This window comes from Streptomyces sp. GQ60 (assembly GCF_059758875.1).
In genome coordinates this window covers 403,346-418,824 of record NZ_JCAXEG010000006.1, presented here as the reverse complement: position 1 = coordinate 418,824, position 15,479 = coordinate 403,346, and the positions used below count along the sequence as shown (strand labels likewise).

Annotated in this window: 15 protein-coding genes and 2 pseudogenes; 13 read left to right on the top strand and 4 right to left on the bottom strand. The window is 71.8% G+C overall.

The window, feature by feature from the left end:
• Window positions 1-36: 36 nt before the first annotated feature.
• A complete protein-coding gene (locus AC6CKD_RS18280) occupies window positions 37-651 on the bottom strand; it encodes a PadR family transcriptional regulator (protein WP_498328521.1) in 615 nt (204 codons plus the stop codon).
• A 50-nt stretch (window positions 652-701) separates the two neighbouring features.
• Here AC6CKD_RS18280 and AC6CKD_RS18275 point away from each other — a divergent pair, with 50 nt between their 5' ends.
• From AC6CKD_RS18275 to AC6CKD_RS18245, 7 genes and pseudogenes are all read left to right on the top strand, one after another.
• Entirely contained in the window at window positions 702-1,829 is a 1,128-nt protein-coding gene (locus AC6CKD_RS18275) for an LLM class flavin-dependent oxidoreductase (RefSeq protein WP_498328520.1), read from the top strand.
• An 84-nt stretch (window positions 1,830-1,913) separates the two neighbouring features.
• Window positions 1,914-2,366, top strand: a pseudogene (locus AC6CKD_RS18270) (alpha/beta hydrolase); the annotation flags it as partial.
• A gap of 28 nt (window positions 2,367-2,394) precedes the next feature.
• Window positions 2,395-2,739, top strand: a complete 345-nt coding sequence (locus tag AC6CKD_RS18265; RefSeq protein ID WP_498328519.1) for an alpha/beta hydrolase fold domain-containing protein — start codon at window positions 2,395-2,397, stop codon at window positions 2,737-2,739.
• Window positions 2,740-2,820: 81 nt separating this feature from the next.
• On the top strand, window positions 2,821-4,236 hold the full coding sequence (locus AC6CKD_RS18260; protein WP_498328518.1) for a DUF6421 family protein: 1,416 nt from the start codon (window positions 2,821-2,823) through the stop codon (window positions 4,234-4,236).
• Window positions 4,237-4,262: 26 nt separating this feature from the next.
• Window positions 4,263-5,024 carry an SDR family NAD(P)-dependent oxidoreductase gene (locus AC6CKD_RS18255; RefSeq protein ID WP_498328517.1) on the top strand — a complete coding sequence of 254 codons (762 nt, stop codon included), beginning with the start codon at window positions 4,263-4,265 and terminating at the stop codon, window positions 5,022-5,024.
• A gap of 11 nt (window positions 5,025-5,035) precedes the next feature.
• Complete coding sequence (locus tag AC6CKD_RS18250) at window positions 5,036-6,124, top strand: threonine aldolase family protein (protein WP_498328516.1); 1,089 nt, start codon at window positions 5,036-5,038, stop codon at window positions 6,122-6,124.
• Window positions 6,125-6,199: 75 nt separating this feature from the next.
• The gene (locus AC6CKD_RS18245; RefSeq protein WP_498328515.1) at window positions 6,200-6,799 is read left to right on the top strand and encodes a transglutaminase-like domain-containing protein; all 600 of its coding nucleotides are present in this window, start codon (window positions 6,200-6,202) and stop codon (window positions 6,797-6,799) included.
• Here the strand turns inward: AC6CKD_RS18245 and AC6CKD_RS18240 are convergent.
• Window positions 6,735-8,051 carry an MFS transporter gene (locus AC6CKD_RS18240; RefSeq protein WP_498328514.1) on the bottom strand — a complete coding sequence of 439 codons (1,317 nt, stop codon included), beginning with the start codon at window positions 8,049-8,051 and terminating at the stop codon, window positions 6,735-6,737. The two genes, AC6CKD_RS18245 and AC6CKD_RS18240, sit on opposite strands and share 65 nt — an antisense overlap.
• Window positions 8,052-8,204: 153 nt before the next feature.
• Here AC6CKD_RS18240 and AC6CKD_RS18235 point away from each other — a divergent pair.
• Window positions 8,205-8,561 (top strand): annotated as a pseudogene (locus tag AC6CKD_RS18235) (alginate lyase family protein); the annotation flags it as partial.
• An 80-nt stretch (window positions 8,562-8,641) separates the two neighbouring features.
• On the opposite strand, the gene AC6CKD_RS18230 reads toward AC6CKD_RS18235, so the two are convergent.
• On the bottom strand, window positions 8,642-9,364 hold the full coding sequence (locus tag AC6CKD_RS18230) for a lysophospholipid acyltransferase family protein (RefSeq protein ID WP_498328513.1): 723 nt from the start codon (window positions 9,362-9,364) through the stop codon (window positions 8,642-8,644).
• Window positions 9,365-9,611: 247 nt separating this feature from the next.
• On the opposite strand from AC6CKD_RS18230, the gene AC6CKD_RS18225 reads away from it, so the two are divergent.
• From AC6CKD_RS18225 to AC6CKD_RS18205, 5 genes are all read left to right on the top strand, one after another.
• Entirely contained in the window at window positions 9,612-9,953 is a 342-nt protein-coding gene (locus AC6CKD_RS18225; protein ID WP_498328512.1) for a thioredoxin family protein, read from the top strand.
• Between the two features lie 209 nt (window positions 9,954-10,162).
• Window positions 10,163-10,717 (top strand): flavin reductase family protein, encoded by a 555-nt coding sequence (locus tag AC6CKD_RS18220; protein WP_498328511.1) that lies wholly within the window; start codon window positions 10,163-10,165, stop codon window positions 10,715-10,717.
• Window positions 10,718-10,918: 201 nt separating this feature from the next.
• On the top strand, window positions 10,919-11,704 hold the full coding sequence (locus AC6CKD_RS18215) for an electron transfer flavoprotein subunit beta/FixA family protein (RefSeq protein WP_498328510.1): 786 nt from the start codon (window positions 10,919-10,921) through the stop codon (window positions 11,702-11,704).
• 59 nt (window positions 11,705-11,763) lie between these two features.
• Window positions 11,764-12,738: an electron transfer flavoprotein subunit alpha/FixB family protein gene (locus AC6CKD_RS18210; protein ID WP_498328509.1), complete on the top strand. Its 975-nt coding sequence runs from the start codon at window positions 11,764-11,766 to the stop codon at window positions 12,736-12,738.
• A 184-nt stretch (window positions 12,739-12,922) separates the two neighbouring features.
• Window positions 12,923-14,221 (top strand): DUF6986 family protein, encoded by a 1,299-nt coding sequence (locus tag AC6CKD_RS18205; RefSeq protein ID WP_498328508.1) that lies wholly within the window; start codon window positions 12,923-12,925, stop codon window positions 14,219-14,221.
• An 82-nt stretch (window positions 14,222-14,303) separates the two neighbouring features.
• On the opposite strand, the gene AC6CKD_RS18200 is transcribed toward AC6CKD_RS18205, so the two are convergent.
• Window positions 14,304-15,290 (bottom strand): LacI family DNA-binding transcriptional regulator, encoded by a 987-nt coding sequence (locus AC6CKD_RS18200; protein ID WP_498328611.1) that lies wholly within the window; start codon window positions 15,288-15,290, stop codon window positions 14,304-14,306.
• Window positions 15,291-15,479: the final 189 nt, after the last annotated feature.

Below are 15,479 nucleotides of genomic sequence, written 5' to 3'. Positions count from 1 at the left end.
CCGGCGGCTCGGAAGCCCCCGGCCCGGCCCGCGTGGTCACCCGGGGGTGGGCGCGTCTCCGCCGGCTTGACGTTCCTGCCCGCCCAGGCACTCCAGGTCCGCGAGCAGCGCGCGCGTCAGCTCCAGTTCGGCCAGGTGCTGGCGTTCGCTCCAGCGCAGGGCGAGTACCGGGAACGCCCAGTCGGGCTCGGCGGCGGCGTGTTCCATGGCCTCCCGCACGGCGGCCAACTCCTCGGTGGTGCGCTCCAGATGCTCGGTCACCATCCCGTGCAGCCGCTCCGGCTCGGCCAGGTGCCCGAGCCAGACCCGCAGCAGCAGCCCGTGCTTGAGCACCGGGGGCCCCGCCTCGGCGACGTCCGAGGCCCAGCCGGCCAGCGCCTCGCGGCCGGCGGGGGTGATGCCGTAGCGGCGTTTGGCCCGCACCTCTTCGGGCCCCGAGCGGACGGAAGCCGCGTAGCCGAGTTCCTCCAAGCGGCGCAGTTCGGCGTAGATCTGACTGATGGCCGGGGACCAGTAGAAGAAGCGCAGGGAGGAGTCCGCCCACTTCTTCAGCTCGTAGCCGGTGCGCTCCCCCGGGAAGGAGAGCAGACCGAGAACCGCCCACGCGGTCGGTGGAAGCTCTTGCTTCTTTGGCGTCTGACTACTAGTCATATTTCGAATTGAAGTGAGACCCGGCACGGGACGCGACCCTGGAGGCATGAGTGAAGTTCTCCGTCATCTTCGAGGCACAGCTGGCCGACCCGACCGTGGAGCGCGAACACCAGGTGATCCGTGACTGCGTGGAGCAGGCGGTGCTCGCCGAACAGATGGGATTCGACCGCATCTGGGCCGTGGAACACCACTCCTTGAAGTGGTACGCCCACATGTCCGCCCCGGAGATTTTTCTGAGTTTCGTCGCGGCCCGGACCAACACCATACGCATCGGGCACGGAGTCGTGTGCATGCCCTTCGCCTTCAATCACCCCGTCCGGGTCGCCGAGCGGGCCGCGATGCTCGACCTGCTGTCCGGCGGGCGGGTCGACCTCGGGGCGGGGCGGGGCGGCACCGTCCAGGAGACCTCGCTCTGCGGGGTGGACAAGGACCGCACCACGGCCGAGGTCGAGGAGGCGCTGCGGATCATCGGGAAGGCCTGGCAGGAGGAGGAGCTGGAGTACCACGGGGAGTTCATCGACATCGATCCGCACCCGATCCTGCCGCGGCCGAGCCAGCGGCCCCATCCGCCGCTGTTCCTCGCGTGCAGCCGGGCCGAGACCCTGGTGCAGGCCGCGGAGCTGGGCGTCGGGGCGCTGGTGATGGGATTCGCCGGGCCGGAGTCGATCGCGGCGATGCGCTCCGTCTACGACGCCGCGATCGCGGGCCGGGACGGCGGCCGCTTCGTCTCCACGGCCGTCAACGACCACTTCTCCGTGCTCTGCCCGACGATCGTGCTCGACGACCCCGAGGAGGCCCGCCGGATCGGGATCCGGGGGCAGCGGTTCTTCGCCCAGTCCATCGGTCATTGGTACGGCGGGGCGGGGGTGCCGGACGAGGCGGTGGTCGCGGGCGCCGACGAGGGGGCGGAGATGCGCAGGGCGGCCGAACAGGTGGTGGCCCGGCTGCACGAGCAGGACATCCCGGTGCGGCCCACCGCCACGGCCACCTTCAACGCGGACCACGCCTACGGGAGCGCGGACGAGGCGATCGCGTACGTGGAGCGGCTGCGGGAGGCGGGGGCCGACGAGATCATGTGCCTGATCCAGATGGGGACCGTGCCGCAGGAGGCCTGTCTGGAGACGCTGCGGCAGTGGGGCGAAAAGGTCATCCCGCACTTCGCGAACCAGCGGGCTTAGCGGCCGCCGCCGTGACGGAAACGTTTGCAGGCGCGGAGGGGTCCGCCGGGCCCGGCCACCCTGACCGCGCCGACGGGCCCGGCCGTGCCGTCGGGTGCGGCCGTGCCGTCGGGTCTGGCCGTGCCGATCGCCTGGCCGTGCCGACCGGCTCGATCCTGCCGCCCGCCCCTACGTCGACGCGCTGGCCTCCCTCTTCCCCGACCTCGGGGGAACGTCACCGATGCCGACGAGGCCCGCCGGATCCTGGCCGCCGTGCCCGCGACGGCCCGGCCGGCCGTCGCGGGTGCCGTGGAGGACCGGGAGGTCCCCGGGCCCGCCGGGGCGCCGCCGGTCCCCGTACGCGTCCACTACGCCGACCCGGAGCGGTGGCCCGGGCACCGGCCGACCGTCGTGTTCTGTCACGGCGGCGGCTGGGTCCTGGGCGACCTCGACGGCTACGACGCCACCGCCCGGGCGCTCTGCCCGGCCCCCGGCGCCGTCCTGGTCTCCGTGGACTACCGGAGGGCGCCCGAGGCCCGCTTCCCCGCCGCCGTCCACGACGCGTACGCCGCCCTGTGCTGGGCCGGTGCGCACCTCGACGGGCTCGGCGGGGACCCGGCCGCCCGACGGCGACGGCGGGCATCCGCCCGCCTCCCCGCTCGGCGGGGACCCGAGGGGGCTGCCGCCCACGTACGTGGTGGTCGCCGGGTGCGATCGGCTACGGGACGAGGGGGAGGCGTACCACCACCGGCTGCTCGCCTCCGGGGTCCGTTCGGTCCTCGATTCCCACCCCGGGATGTTCCACGGGTTCCTCGCGCCGGCCGGGGTGCTCCCCGAGGCGGGCCGGGCCTTGGCGCGGCTGGGCGAAGTCATCGACTCCACGCATAAGAACGGGAAGACTTCCGGTGAAACTGGGGGTGACGCAGGATAATTTCCCGCATCTCCTCTTGAGAAGGAGAGCCTCACATGCTTACCCTGTGCCGACGTGAGGTTCTCCTGTGGAGGAAGTGACATGACGGAAACTCTTGTGCCGGGTATCGGCGGTGCCGTGAAAACCGCTGGTGATCGGGTGGTCGACCACCCGGCGTGGCCCGAGCTCAAGGCCGCCGTGGAGGAGATCCGACCCTGGCAGTCGGCCGACGGCTCCATCGACTTCGACGTCGAGGGGCATCACGCCCGCACGGCCGCCCCGGCCGCCGTCGAGCGCGTGATCGCCGGCATCGAGGCGCTTTCTCCGCTGCTGCCGCACGGTGCTGCGTACCACCGCGCCCTCATCGCCGACCTGCGCAAGTGGGCCGACGGCGGCTTCGGCGTGCCGGACTTCCTCGACTCCCTGCTGGCGTTCGCGCCGGCGGCCGAGCGTGCCGACGGACTCCAGCACCTCGTGGTCTTCCCGATGTACACGCAGAACGGCAACCCGGACCGCAACCTCGAAGCCGTCGTGCTGAAGATGGTGTGGCCCGAGTGGCTCTCCGAGCTGGAGCGCACCCGGTACGACAACCCGCTCTTCCTCGGCATCACCTTCGAGGACTTCACCCCGGGCTACGACACGCACTCCGCCGTGCTCTTCCCCGAGACCATCGCGGTGCGCGAGGCCCCCGAGCGCTTCACCTGGGGCGGCATCTTCTGCGACCGCGAGGCCGCCCGCTACCGCAAGGTCACCGAGGCCGCCGTGGACATCCTGGGCATCGAGCTGCCCGAGGACATCGCCCGGATGGTCGAGGACCAGGGGCGCTGCGAGAAGGCCTTCGTCCTGTGGGACATGGTCCACGACCGGACCCACAGCCACGGCGACCTGCCGTTCGACCCCTTCATGATCAAGCAGCGCCAGCCGTTCTGGATGTACGGCCTGGAAGAGCTGCGCTGCGACCTCACCGCCTTCAAGGAGGCCGTGAAGCTGGAGTCCGAGGGCAACGAGCACGGCCGTGACGTGCAGTACGCCGTCCTCTTCGACCGGATGTTCCGCTTCCCGGTGTCCGGCGACCGCAACCGGAACTACGACGGCCTCGGCGGTCAGCTCCTCTTCGCGTACCTCCACAAGCACGACGTCGTGCGCTGGACGGACAACAAGCTGAAGATCGACTGGATGCGCGCCCCGCAGGTCACCAACCAGCTGTGCGCCGAGATCGAGGACCTCTACCGGGCCGGCATCGACCGCCCGAAGCTCGTCCACTGGTTCAAGGCGTACGACCTGGTCGCCGAGTACCTCGCCCCCCACCCGGGATCCAAGTGGGCCAAGGGCCCCGACGCCCTGGACCTGACGCAGCCGCCGCGCAAGCTCGTGGACGACGTGCTTCCGGACGAGTTTCCGCTGAGCATGTTCTATGAGGCCCTGGCCAAGAAGCTCAAGGGCGTGATCGCCTCGACCAAGGGCATCACGGCAGGGAACGCCGCGGAACGCGAGACCGCCGCGCGGGTCGCCGCGTGAGCACTCGCCCACAGGAGGCTGCACAGATGAACGGTTCCGCTAACGGGAACGGGAAGCTCCACGGGGCGGTAGTGGCAGTGGCGGGAGCCGGCGGGCCCGCCGGCCGCGCCACCCTGCTCCGCCTCGCCGAGGCGGGGGCCGTGGTCGTCGCCTCCGACGCCGACGCGGCCCGCCTCGCCGAGGCCGTGGACGCGGCGCGCTACGCCCACGGCGGCGCCACCATCACCGGTGACACCGTCGACCTGCTCGACCTGGACGCCAGCAAGGCCTGGGCCGAGCAGACCGAGAAGGAGTTCGGCCGCATCGACGGCCTGGTCCACCTCGTCGGCGGCTGGCGCGGCAGCAAGACCTTCACCGACGTCGACCTCGCGGACTGGGCCTTCCTGGAGAAGCTCCTCATCCGCACCGTCCAGCACACCTCGCTCGCCTTCCACGACGGGTTGCTGCGCAGCGACCGCGGCCGCTACGTGCTGGTCAGCCAGTCCGGTGCGCACAAGCCGGTCGCCAACAACGCCGCGTACAACGCGGGCAAGGCGGCCGCCGAAGCCTGGACGCTCGCGATGGCGGATTCCTTCCGCAAGGTGGGTGGCGAGGACGGTCCGGCCGCCGCGGCTGCGATCCTGGTGATCAAGGCATTGGTGCACGACGCGATGCGCGCCGAGCGTCCCACTGCGAAGTTCGCGGGCTTCACCGACGTCAAGGAGCTGGCCGAGGCCATCGCCGACGTCTGGGAGCGGCCCGCCGCCGATGTGAACGGACAGCGCCTGTGGCTCACCCCTCAACCGTGAAGACCGGTGCCGTGAGGACCGCGATACGGAAGTCCGCCGCGAAGACCGACGCCCGCCGGCACCACGACCCGGCGGTGCGCGGTTTCGCGAGCGACAACTACGCCGGGGTGCACCCGGAGATCCTGGCGGCCATCGCGCTCGCCAACGGCGGCCACCAGGTCTCCTACGGCGACGACGAGTACACCGAACACCTGCAGCAGGTCTTCCGCGGCCACTTCGGCCAGCACGCCGAGGCCTACCCGGTCTTCAACGGCACCGGCGCCAACGTGACGGCCCTGCAGGCACTCACGGACCGCTGGGGCGCGGTGGTCTGTGCCGAGTCGGCGCACATCAACGTCGACGAGGGCGGTGCGCCCGAGCGGATGGCGGGCCTCAAGCTGCTCACCGTCCCCACGCCGGACGGCAAGCTCACTCCCGAGCTCATCGACCGGCAGGCCTGGGGCTGGGAGGACGAGCACCGTGCGATGCCGCAGGTCGTCTCGATCACCCAGAACACCGAGCTCGGCACGGTCTACACCGTGGACGAGGTCCGTGCCATCTGCGAGCACGCGCACGCCAAGGGGATGAAGGTCCACCTCGACGGTGCCCGGATCGCCAACGCGGCGGCCTCGCTCGACGTGCCGATGCGCAGCTTCACGAACGCGGTCGGCGTGGACGTGCTGTCCTACGGCGGCACCAAGAACGGGATGATGGCCGGCGAGGCCGTCGTCGTGCTGAACCCGGACTCCGTCCGGCAGATGAAGCACATCCGCAAGATGTCGATGCAGCTCGCCTCCAAGATGCGCTTCGTGTCGGTGCAGCTCGAGGCGCTCCTCGCGAAGGACCTGTGGCTGCGCAACGCCCGCCACGCCAACGCGATGGCGCAGCGGCTGGCGGCCGGGGTGCGCGAGACCGACGGGGTGGAGATCCTCTACCCGGTGCAGGCGAACGCCGTGTTCGCCCGCCTTCCGCACGAGGTCACGCGGCGGCTCCAGGAGCGCTACCGCTTCTACTTCTGGGACGAGATCGCGGGCGACGTCCGGTGGATGTGCAGCTACGACACCCAGGAGGAGGACGTGGACGGCTTCCTCCAGGCCCTCAAGGAAGAGCTGGCCCGCTAGCCCTTCCTCGAATCGGGAATCGGGTGGCATAAATCTATAGGCATGCAGAATGATGCATGAGTATGCTCCTGGATCATGGAATTGATCCAGGAGCATACTGACCTTGCCGCCTACCTGGCCGCCGATGTCGTGGTGGATCACGGTCATCCGCTGGTCCAGGAGATCGCCGACGCCCTGTGGACCGCGACAGGCGATGCATATTCATACGCCAAAGCGGCCTTCGAGTTCGTCCGCGACACCATCCCGCACTCCGCCGACTCCGGGGACGACCGCGTCTCCTGGCGCGCCTCCGACGTCCTGGAGACGCGCAACGGGATCTGCTACGCCAAGGCCCACGCGCTGACCGCCCTGCTGCGGGCGCGGGACATCCCGGCCGGCCTCTGCTACCAGCTCCTGGGCGACGACGACGGATCGAACCTCGTCCTTCACGGCCTCGTCGCACTGCGCCTGCCCGGCGGCGAGGGCTGGTCCCGGGTGGACCCGCGGGGCAACAAGCCCGGCGTGGACGCACAGTTCACCCTCGCCCGTGAACAACTCGCCTTCCCCGTGCGCCCGGAGCTCGGCGAAATCGATTACCCCGAGCTGTACGCGACCGCGCATCCGGCCACGCTCAAGGCGCTCCAGGAGTCCGCGGACCGGGCGCAGTTGTGGCGGAACCTGCCGACGGCCCTGTAGGTGACGGGCTTGTGCGTGACGGCCCTGGAAGCGCCGGGCCGGCGGCCGCGGCCGTAGGGGTGGGCGTGGGCGTTGGCATGGCCGCGTCCCGTGCGGTGCCGCGTGCCGCCACCGCGGTGTGCAGCAGGGCCGCGGCCAGTTGCAGGGCGGCGATCGCGAGCACCAGGATCCACGGCGGCGCGTCGGCCGCGAGCCCCACGAGCGCGGCGCCGGCCGACGCGGCCGTCACCTTCAGCCCGGCGCCGAGGGTGAACACCTGGGTCCGCGCCTCTTCCGGCGCGAACGCCGAGCGGATGCGCAACGTGGCCGTCAGCAAGGGGCCGTCGCACACCCCGGCAGCCGCGAACGCCACCGCCGTGAGGGTGACGGACGGGGTGAACGCGGCCGCCGTCAGCGCCACCCCGGTCGCCGCCATGGCCCACCGGGCCAGCCGCTCGGGCGGCACGGACGTGATCCGGCCCAGTGTCAGGGAGCCCGTCAGGGCGCCCAGGGCGAAGGCGGTCATGAGCACCCCGCCACCGCCCGGACTGCCGAGCGTGGTGGCCAGCAGTACCGCCGTGGTGGTGAGCGCCCCGATGCCCACGAAGGCCAGGGTCGTGGCCGAGGTGACGGCCCGCAGTTCCCGGATCCGCCACAGGGCGGCCAGTCCGGAACCCAGCCCGGCCCGGGGTGTGCCGCGGGCGGGTCCCGGGACGGGGTCCGCGTACGGAAGGGTCGCCGCCAGAGCGGCCGCCAGCGCGCCGGAAGCCGCGAGCAGGGCCATCGCCGGCCCGGCCGAGCCGAAGGCCGCGACCAGGCTGACGGCCGCCGGAGCGGTGACCGCGGCGCCGTTGTAGGTCGACGCGTCCCAGCCGTACGCCTTGTCGCGCGCGGGACCGGCCGGGACCAGACCCGCCACCAGGCTCGACAGCCCGCCCGTCACCATCGGCCCGCACGAGCCGCCGAGCACCGCCACCGCGAGCACCACCGGCGTCGGAGCCCGCCCGAGCAGGAGCGCCAGCGCCGCCACGGCCGCGGTGAATCCCGCCAGGGCGCCCACCTGGAAGAGCCGGGGCCGGCGCGACCTCGCCGCGGCGACTCCCGCGAGGGGGGCCGCGAGCACGTGCGGGGCCAGCCAGGCGGTCAGTACGAACGCGCCGTGCGCGGCGCTCCCGGTGCGCTGGAGGGCGAGCAGGACGACGGCCATGCCCATCCCCTCGGAGGCGAAGCGCGCCGCCAGCGCGGCGGCCAAGTACCGTCCGAGCCCCGGCATTCCGGCCCCTTTCGCCCCGTGACGTGGCAGAGGGGTCGCAGATTACGCCATACGGGTGTAGGGCGAAAGCATTGCGGTTTTCGGTCCCCCGCCGCCGCCCCCACGGCGTTCGCCCACCCCGGAGTACTGAACAGCCGCGCCCAGTTGGACTTCGTACCGCGTTCCGGCATCGACACCCGGAGCGAGCTGATCGACTACTGGCACGGCCAGAGCACCTTCGTGGACGGTCTGGCGCAGGAGACCTGCCGGGACTTCGGCCACACCGGCATGGGAATCGCGGCGGCGATGCGCGTGGCCGAAACCTCGCGCATCCAAGGGCGCGACCTGTACCCGGAGTTCAAGGGCCGGGGCCTGGGCCCGGCCACCGAGGTCGGTTACAACGCCCTGCACACCCGGTTGGGCGTCACCATGGAGAACACCCGCCGGCTCACCGAGGGCCGCCGCCCGGCGGGGACCGAGGACCACTTCGAGGCGTGGGAGACGCTGGCCCACGCCGAGAACCCGAACTGAAGCCCCTCTACGGCAGACCGCGGCCCCGCCATCGAGCGGGGCCGCGGCCGTCCGGAAGGGTCAGCGGGTCTCAGCCGCCCTCAGCCGGCTTCCTTGACCTGTGCCGGGGTCGGCGCGGTGCCGCCGAGGTGGGCCGGCAGCCACCAGGAGTCCAGGGCGCCCTGCGGCTTGGCCGGGTAGGCGCTCTGCGCCGCGTCGAGCAGCTCCTGCACCCGCTCGCGCAGCCGGCGGGTGATGGCCCCGGCGTACTGGTCGGCGGGCGCCTCCAGCGGCTCGCCCACCCGCATCGTCACCGGGATGTGGCTGCGCTTGAGGTCCTTCGGGCGGCCCTTGGTCCACATCCGCTGCGTCCCCCACAGCGCCACCGGGATCAGCGGGACACCGGCTTCCTGGGCCATGCGCGCCGCACCGGACTTGAAGCTCTTGAGCGTGAAGGACTGGGAGATCGTCGCTTCCGGGAACACGCCGATGATCTCGCCGGCGCGCAGCGAGTCGAGCGCGTGCTGGTACGCCGTCTCGCCTTGGGAGCGGTCGACCGGGATGTGCTTCATCGCGCGCATCAGCGGACCGGACACCTTGTGCCGGAACACCGACTCCTTCGCCATGAAGCGGACGAGACGCTTCTGCGGGCGCGCGGTCAGCCCGGCGAAGATGAAGTCGAGGTAGCCGATGTGGTTCGACACCAGAACCGCCCCGCCCTGGCGCGGGATGTTCTCGGTGCCCTTCATGTCGATGCGGACGTCGAGCGCACGGAAGAGGGCGTGCGCGGCACCGATTACCGGGGGGTAGACGAGCTCAGCCATGGTGGGGAGACCCCGCTTTCTGCCTGGAGGTGCTCCCGGCCGGAAGTTACGGCAGCGTAGGTACGCGGCCATGGGGATCGTGCCCCATACGCGAGCCGCAGGCCAGCCCAGAAGCCCCTACCCGGAGAGATTCTCGTCACGCCGGGAATGCGGCGCGCCTGTGGGGCGCTCCGATCAGCGTACGAACGTACCGGGATGATGGGCGAGTACCCGTACGGGTCGGCCGACGGCGGAGACGGGAGCACGGGTGCGAGCGGGCGAGCGGGACGAGAGCGCGGGCGAAGACCGGCTGGGAATCGCCGAACTGGGCGCCGAGCCGGGGGAGCGGGCCACGCTCGTGCAGTTCTCCAGTGCCTTCTGCCAGCCCTGCCGGGCCACCCGGCGGATCCTGGACGAGGTCGCGGCCATGGTCGGGGGCGTCCGGCACATCGAGATCGACGCCGAGAAGAACCTGGACCTCGTGCGGGCCCTCGGCATCGAGAAGACCCCGACGGTCCTGGTCCTGGACGCGGCCGGGCGAATCGTGCGGCGGGCCGTCGGAATGCCGCGCAAGGCGGACGTGATCGCAGCCCTGGGGGCCGCCGTATGACGCGGGCGCGGACCTCGGCGGGCGCGACCCCGTCCGGCGCACCTCGCCCGGCGCGGACACCGGGCGGCGTCCGGTGAGCCGGTACGCGCGTCCGCACGCAGCGTGACGCGCCCTACATCTGCCCGATGAGGCTTGACTGCGTACACGAGAGATCGCCAGGCTTGCGATATGCGGTATGAACTCCTGCTTTACGGACGGGGCACCTCCTGATGACGGCTCCGACGGCTCCGACGGCTCCGTCCCCACGGGCCGGCGCCGGCCTGCCCGGCTCGCCCGCGCTGTTGCGCTCGGTGTTCCGCCGGCACGCCGCGGGCGTCGCCGTGATCACCGCCGAGAGCGGCGGCCGGCCGGTGGGCTTCACCGCGACCTCCCTGAACTCCGTCTCGGCGGATCCCCCGCTCCTGTCGTTCACCATCGGCACCGGCTCCTCGAGCTGGCCGGCGATACGGGACTCCGAGCACCTGGGGGTCCACATACTCGGCGAGCGGCAGGGGGAGTTGGCGGGCCTGTTCGCCCGCAACGGGGCGGACCGCTTCGGACCGGCCACCGACTGGGCGGCCGGCCCGCACGGGGTTCCGGTCCTGGGCGGCGTACTGGCCTGGCTGGTGTGCCGGGTCGTGGCGCGGGTTCCGGCCGGCGAGCACCGTGTGATCATCGCGGAGGCGGTCGCCGGGGACCCGGCGGGCGACCCGGTGGGAGACCCGTCCGGCGAGGGCCGGCCGCTGCTGTACCACCAAGGGCGCTTCAACGCGTTGCGGGACTGAATCGTCCCTGCTGGGGCCGGTGCCACCGGCGTTGGCCAGATCACAGTTCACCGGCCTTGCAACCTGGCGGAACCCGCTGTGTACTGACGAGTAACATTCCTGAACGGGGCGCGGGCCGCCCCGGCGGGAACGGCCCGAGATGGCGCCTATGCTGCCTGAACAAGGCGGTACCAGAAATGTCGATGCGGTAGGAGAGCCGGCGTGAGCCTGAGGATCGTTGTCTGTGTGAAGTACGTGCCCGACGCCACTGGCGACCGGCAGTTCACCGAAGACCTGACCGTCAACCGTGACGACGTCGACGGCCTGCTGTCGGAACTCGACGAGTACGCCGTCGAGCAGGCGCTGCAGATCGCCGACGAGGCCGACGACGCGGAGATCACCGTCCTGACGGTGGGCCCCGAGGACGCGAAGGACGCGCTGCGCAAGGCGCTGTCCATGGGTGCCGACAAGGCCATCCACGTCGAGGACGACGACCTGCACGGCAGCGACGTCATGGCCACCTCGCTGGTGCTCGCCAAGGCGATCGAGAAGGCCGGCTACGACCTGGTCATCACGGGCATGGCCTCGACCGACGGCACCATGGGCGTCCTCCCGGCGATCCTGGCCGAGCGCCTGGGCGTCCCGCAGGTCACCCTGCTCTCCGAGGTCAAGGTCGAGGACGGTGTCGTGACCGGCCGTCGCGACGGCGACTCCGCGAGCGAGCAGCTGGAAGCCTCCCTCCCGGCGCTCGTCTCGGTGACGGACCAGTCGGGCGAGGCCCGCTACCCGTCCTTCAAGGGCATCATGGCCGCCAAGAAGAAGCCGGTGCAGTCCTGGGACCTGGAGGAGCTGGAGATCGAGTCCGACGAGGTCGGTCTCGAAGGCTCCTGGACCGCGGTCGACTCCGCGACCCAGCGTCCGGCCCGCACCGCCGGCACGATCGTCAAGGACGAGGGCGAGGGCGGCAAGTCGCTGGCCGAGTTCCTGGCCGGCCAGAAGTTCATCTAAGAGCTTCGGTCATCCCTCGACAGTCCCCCTGACTACTTCGCATTCGCAGGAGCATCCCCATGGCTGAAGTCCTCGTCTACGTCGACCACGTCGACGGCGCCGTCCGCAAGCCCACCCTCGAACTGCTGACGCTGGCCCGCCGCATCGGCGAGCCCGTCGCCGTCGCCCTCGGCGCCGGTGCCGAGGCCACCGCCGCCGTGCTCGCCGAGCACGGTGCCGTCAAGGTCCTCACCGCCGACGCCCCGGAGTTCTCCGACTACCTCGTCGTACCGAAGGTGGACGCGCTCCAGGCCGCGTACGACACTGTGTCCACCGCAGGTTCCCTGGCCGCCGTGCTCGTCCCCTCCTCCGCGGAGGGCAAGGAGATCGCCGCCCGCCTGGCGGTCCGCATCGGCTCCGGCATCATCACCGACGCCACCGACCTGGAGGCGGGTGACGAGGGTCCGGTCGCGACGCAGGCCGCGTTCGCCGCGTCCTTCAGCGTCAAGTCCCGCGTCTCCAAGGGCACGCCGGTCATCACCGTGAAGCCGAACTCGGCCCCGGTCGAGACCGCCCCGGCCGCCGGCACCGTCGAGGCGCTCGCCGTCACCTTCGGCGCCCTGGCCACCGGCACCAAGGTCACCTCCCGCACCCCGCGCGAGTCGACCGGCCGCCCCGAGCTGACCGAGGCCGCGATCGTCGTCTCCGGCGGCCGCGGCGTCAACGGCGCCGAGAACTTCCACATCATCGAGTCGCTCGCGGACTCCCTCGGTGCGGCCGTCGGCGCCTCGCGCGCCGCCGTCGACGCCGGCTGGTACCCGCACTCCAACCAGGTCGGCCAGACCGGCAAGTCGGTCTCCCCGCAGCTGTACATCGCCTCCGGCATCTCGGGCGCGATCCAGCACCGGGCCGGCATGCAGACGTCCAAGACGATCGTCGCGATCAACAAGGACGCCGAGGCCCCGATCTTCGACCTCGTCGACTACGGCGTGGTCGGCGACCTCTTCGCGGTCGTCCCCCAGCTGACCGACGAGATCAGGGCGCGCAAGGGCTAAAACCCTGCCGCAGGCGCTGACCTGCGGGGCAAGTGGTCTCCGGGGCCGTGTGGTGTTTCTCACCGCACGGCCCCGAGTCGTTTGTCCAGGACGGCGGAGGGACCATTGACTGAGCGGAACCCCGTGACTAAATTCTGTAATGCGGATCTAAGATTCCGTGAAGCGGAAAAGAGGAGAGTGCACGATGGGTCAGCAGGAGAAGGTGGCGACGAGCCTCGCAGGCGCGGTCAGCGAGGGCATCAGCGCTTCCCTCAAGCCGGTGGACGCGGAACTCGCGCGCCACTACCCGGGCGACCCCGGCACCCGTCAGCCGATCCACACGGTCTACGTGCCCGGTGACGTCTTCGCCGCGGACACCATCCGCAGCTGGGGCGACCAGGCCCTCGCGGCCCTGGACGAGCACGCCCCGGACGCCGCCACCTTCGCCAAGGTGCTCGGCATCTCCGACGAGCTGGCCGTACCGGTCTACGACCGCGTCCGGGCCAAGCTCGCCTCCGAGCCCATCGAGGACCTCCGCGTCGACTTCGAGGACGGCTTCGGCGTCCGCTCCGACGAGGAGGAGGACCAGGCCGCGGCCCGCGCCGCCCGCCTCGTCGCCGAAGCCTTCTCCAACGGCACGAACGCCCCGTACATGGGCATCCGGATGAAGTGCATGGAGTCCAACGTCCGCGACCGCGGCATCCGGACCACCGACATCTTCCTCTCCGGCCTGCTCGCCCACGGCGGCCTGCCCGAGGGCCTGGTCCTGACGCTGCCCAAGGTCACGTACCCCGAGCAGGTCACGGCCTTCGTGCAGTTGCTGGAGGCCTTCGAGACCGCCCGCGGCCTGCGCCCGGGCCGGATCGGCTTCGAGATCCAGATCGAGACCAGCCAGTCCATCCTCGCCTCCGACGGCACCGCCGCCGTCGCCCGGATGATCGAGGCCTCGAAGGGCCGCGCCACGGGCCTGCACTACGGCACCTTCGACTACAGCGCCTGCGTCGGCGTCTCCGCCGCGTACCAGTCGAGCGACCACCCCGCCGCCGACCACGCCAAGGCGATCATGCAGGTCGCGGCCGCCGGCACCGGCGTACGCGTCTCCGACGGCTCGACCAACGTCCTGCCGATCGGCACCACCGAGCACGTCCACGAGGCCTGGAAGCTGCACTACGGCCTCACCCGCCGCGCCCTGGCCCGGGCCTACTACCAGGGCTGGGACATGCACCCGGCACACCTGCCGACCCGCTACGCGGCCGTCTTCGTCTTCTACCGCGAGGGCCTCGAAACGGCCGCCGCGCGCCTGAAGGCGTACGTGGCCAAGATCGAGGGCGACGTCATGGACGAGCCCGCCACCGCGAAGGCGCTGGCCGGCTACCTGGTCCGCGGCCTGGACTGCGGCGCCGTCGGCGCCGAGGAGGTCACCGCCCTCACCGGCCTGACCCGCGCGGAACTCGACGCCTTCGCCATCCCGCGCCGCTCGGCGACGATGACGGCGACCGCCTGAGGCGAGCAGCCCCCGTACGAGGCCCGGCCGGTCTGCCCCCGGCCGGGCCTTCGGCGTCCTGCGGCACGGCAGGGGCGCCGGCCTAGCCGGCCGGTGGGATCTCGCCCGAGCCCCGGGCGATCAGGCGGGTGGGGAGCTCGATGCGGGCCGGAGGGAGGTCGGCGCCCGCCAGACGTTGGAAGAGGCGGTCCGTCGCCACGCGGCCCAGGGCCGCGGCGTCCTGGGCGATCACCGTGATCCCCGGGTTCAGCAGGTCGGCGAGTTCGAAGTCGTCGAAGCCGACCAGGGCCACCGGGCGGGGCAGGGACGCGAGGACGCGCACGGCCGTGACCGTCACGCGGTTGTTCCCGGCGAAGAGGGCCGTGACCGGCTCCGGGCCGGACAGCATCGAACGGGCCGCGGCCGTGACGCGCTCCGGGGCCGTCGTGCCGAGGGAGATCCAGGAGCCGTCGACCGGCAGGCCGGCGTCCGCCATGGCCGCGCGGTAGCCCCGTAGCCGCTCGGTCGCCGTGTGGATGTGCGGGTGGTCGCCGATGAAGCCGATCCGGCGGTGACCGCCCGCGATCAGGTGGGCCACCCCGTCCCGGGCACCGCCGAAGCTGTCGGACAGGACCACGTCCGCCTCGATCCGGCCCGCCGGGCGGTCCACGAACACCGTGGCCACCCCGGCCCGGATCTCCGGCTCCAGATAGCGGTGGTCGTTCCCGGCCGGGATCACCACGAGCCCGTCCACCCGGCGCGCGCACAGCGCGAGCGCCAACTCCCGCTCGCGCTCGGGGTCCTCGTCGCTGGAGCCGTTGATGAGCAGGGCGCCGTGGGCGCGGGCCACCTCTTCCACGGCCCGGTTGAGCGGTCCGTAGAAGGGGTCGGAGAGGTCCTCCAGGACCAGGCCGACGGTGGCGGTGCGGCCCTTGCGCAGGACGCGCGCGCTGTCGTTGCGGCGGAAACCGAGGGCGTCGATGGCCTCCTGGACCCGCTTCTCGGTGTCCGGGGTGACCCCCGGCTCCCCGTTGACCACGCGTGACACCGTCTTGAGGCCCACGCCGGCCCGGGCCGCCACGTCCTTCATGGTCGGCCGGTTGCCGTAGCGGGGCTCGGGCGGGCGGCGGGTGTGCGGCACGGTGTCGGACCTCCGGAGGGGCGGGCGCTGTGGCGGTGCGGGCCCGACGCTGCGGACAGGCCCCTGACCTTGAGGATAAGCACTCGGCGGAGCACCGGGGTTTCCGTGGCAGGGTGGTGCGGGCAAGCCACTGGGGGC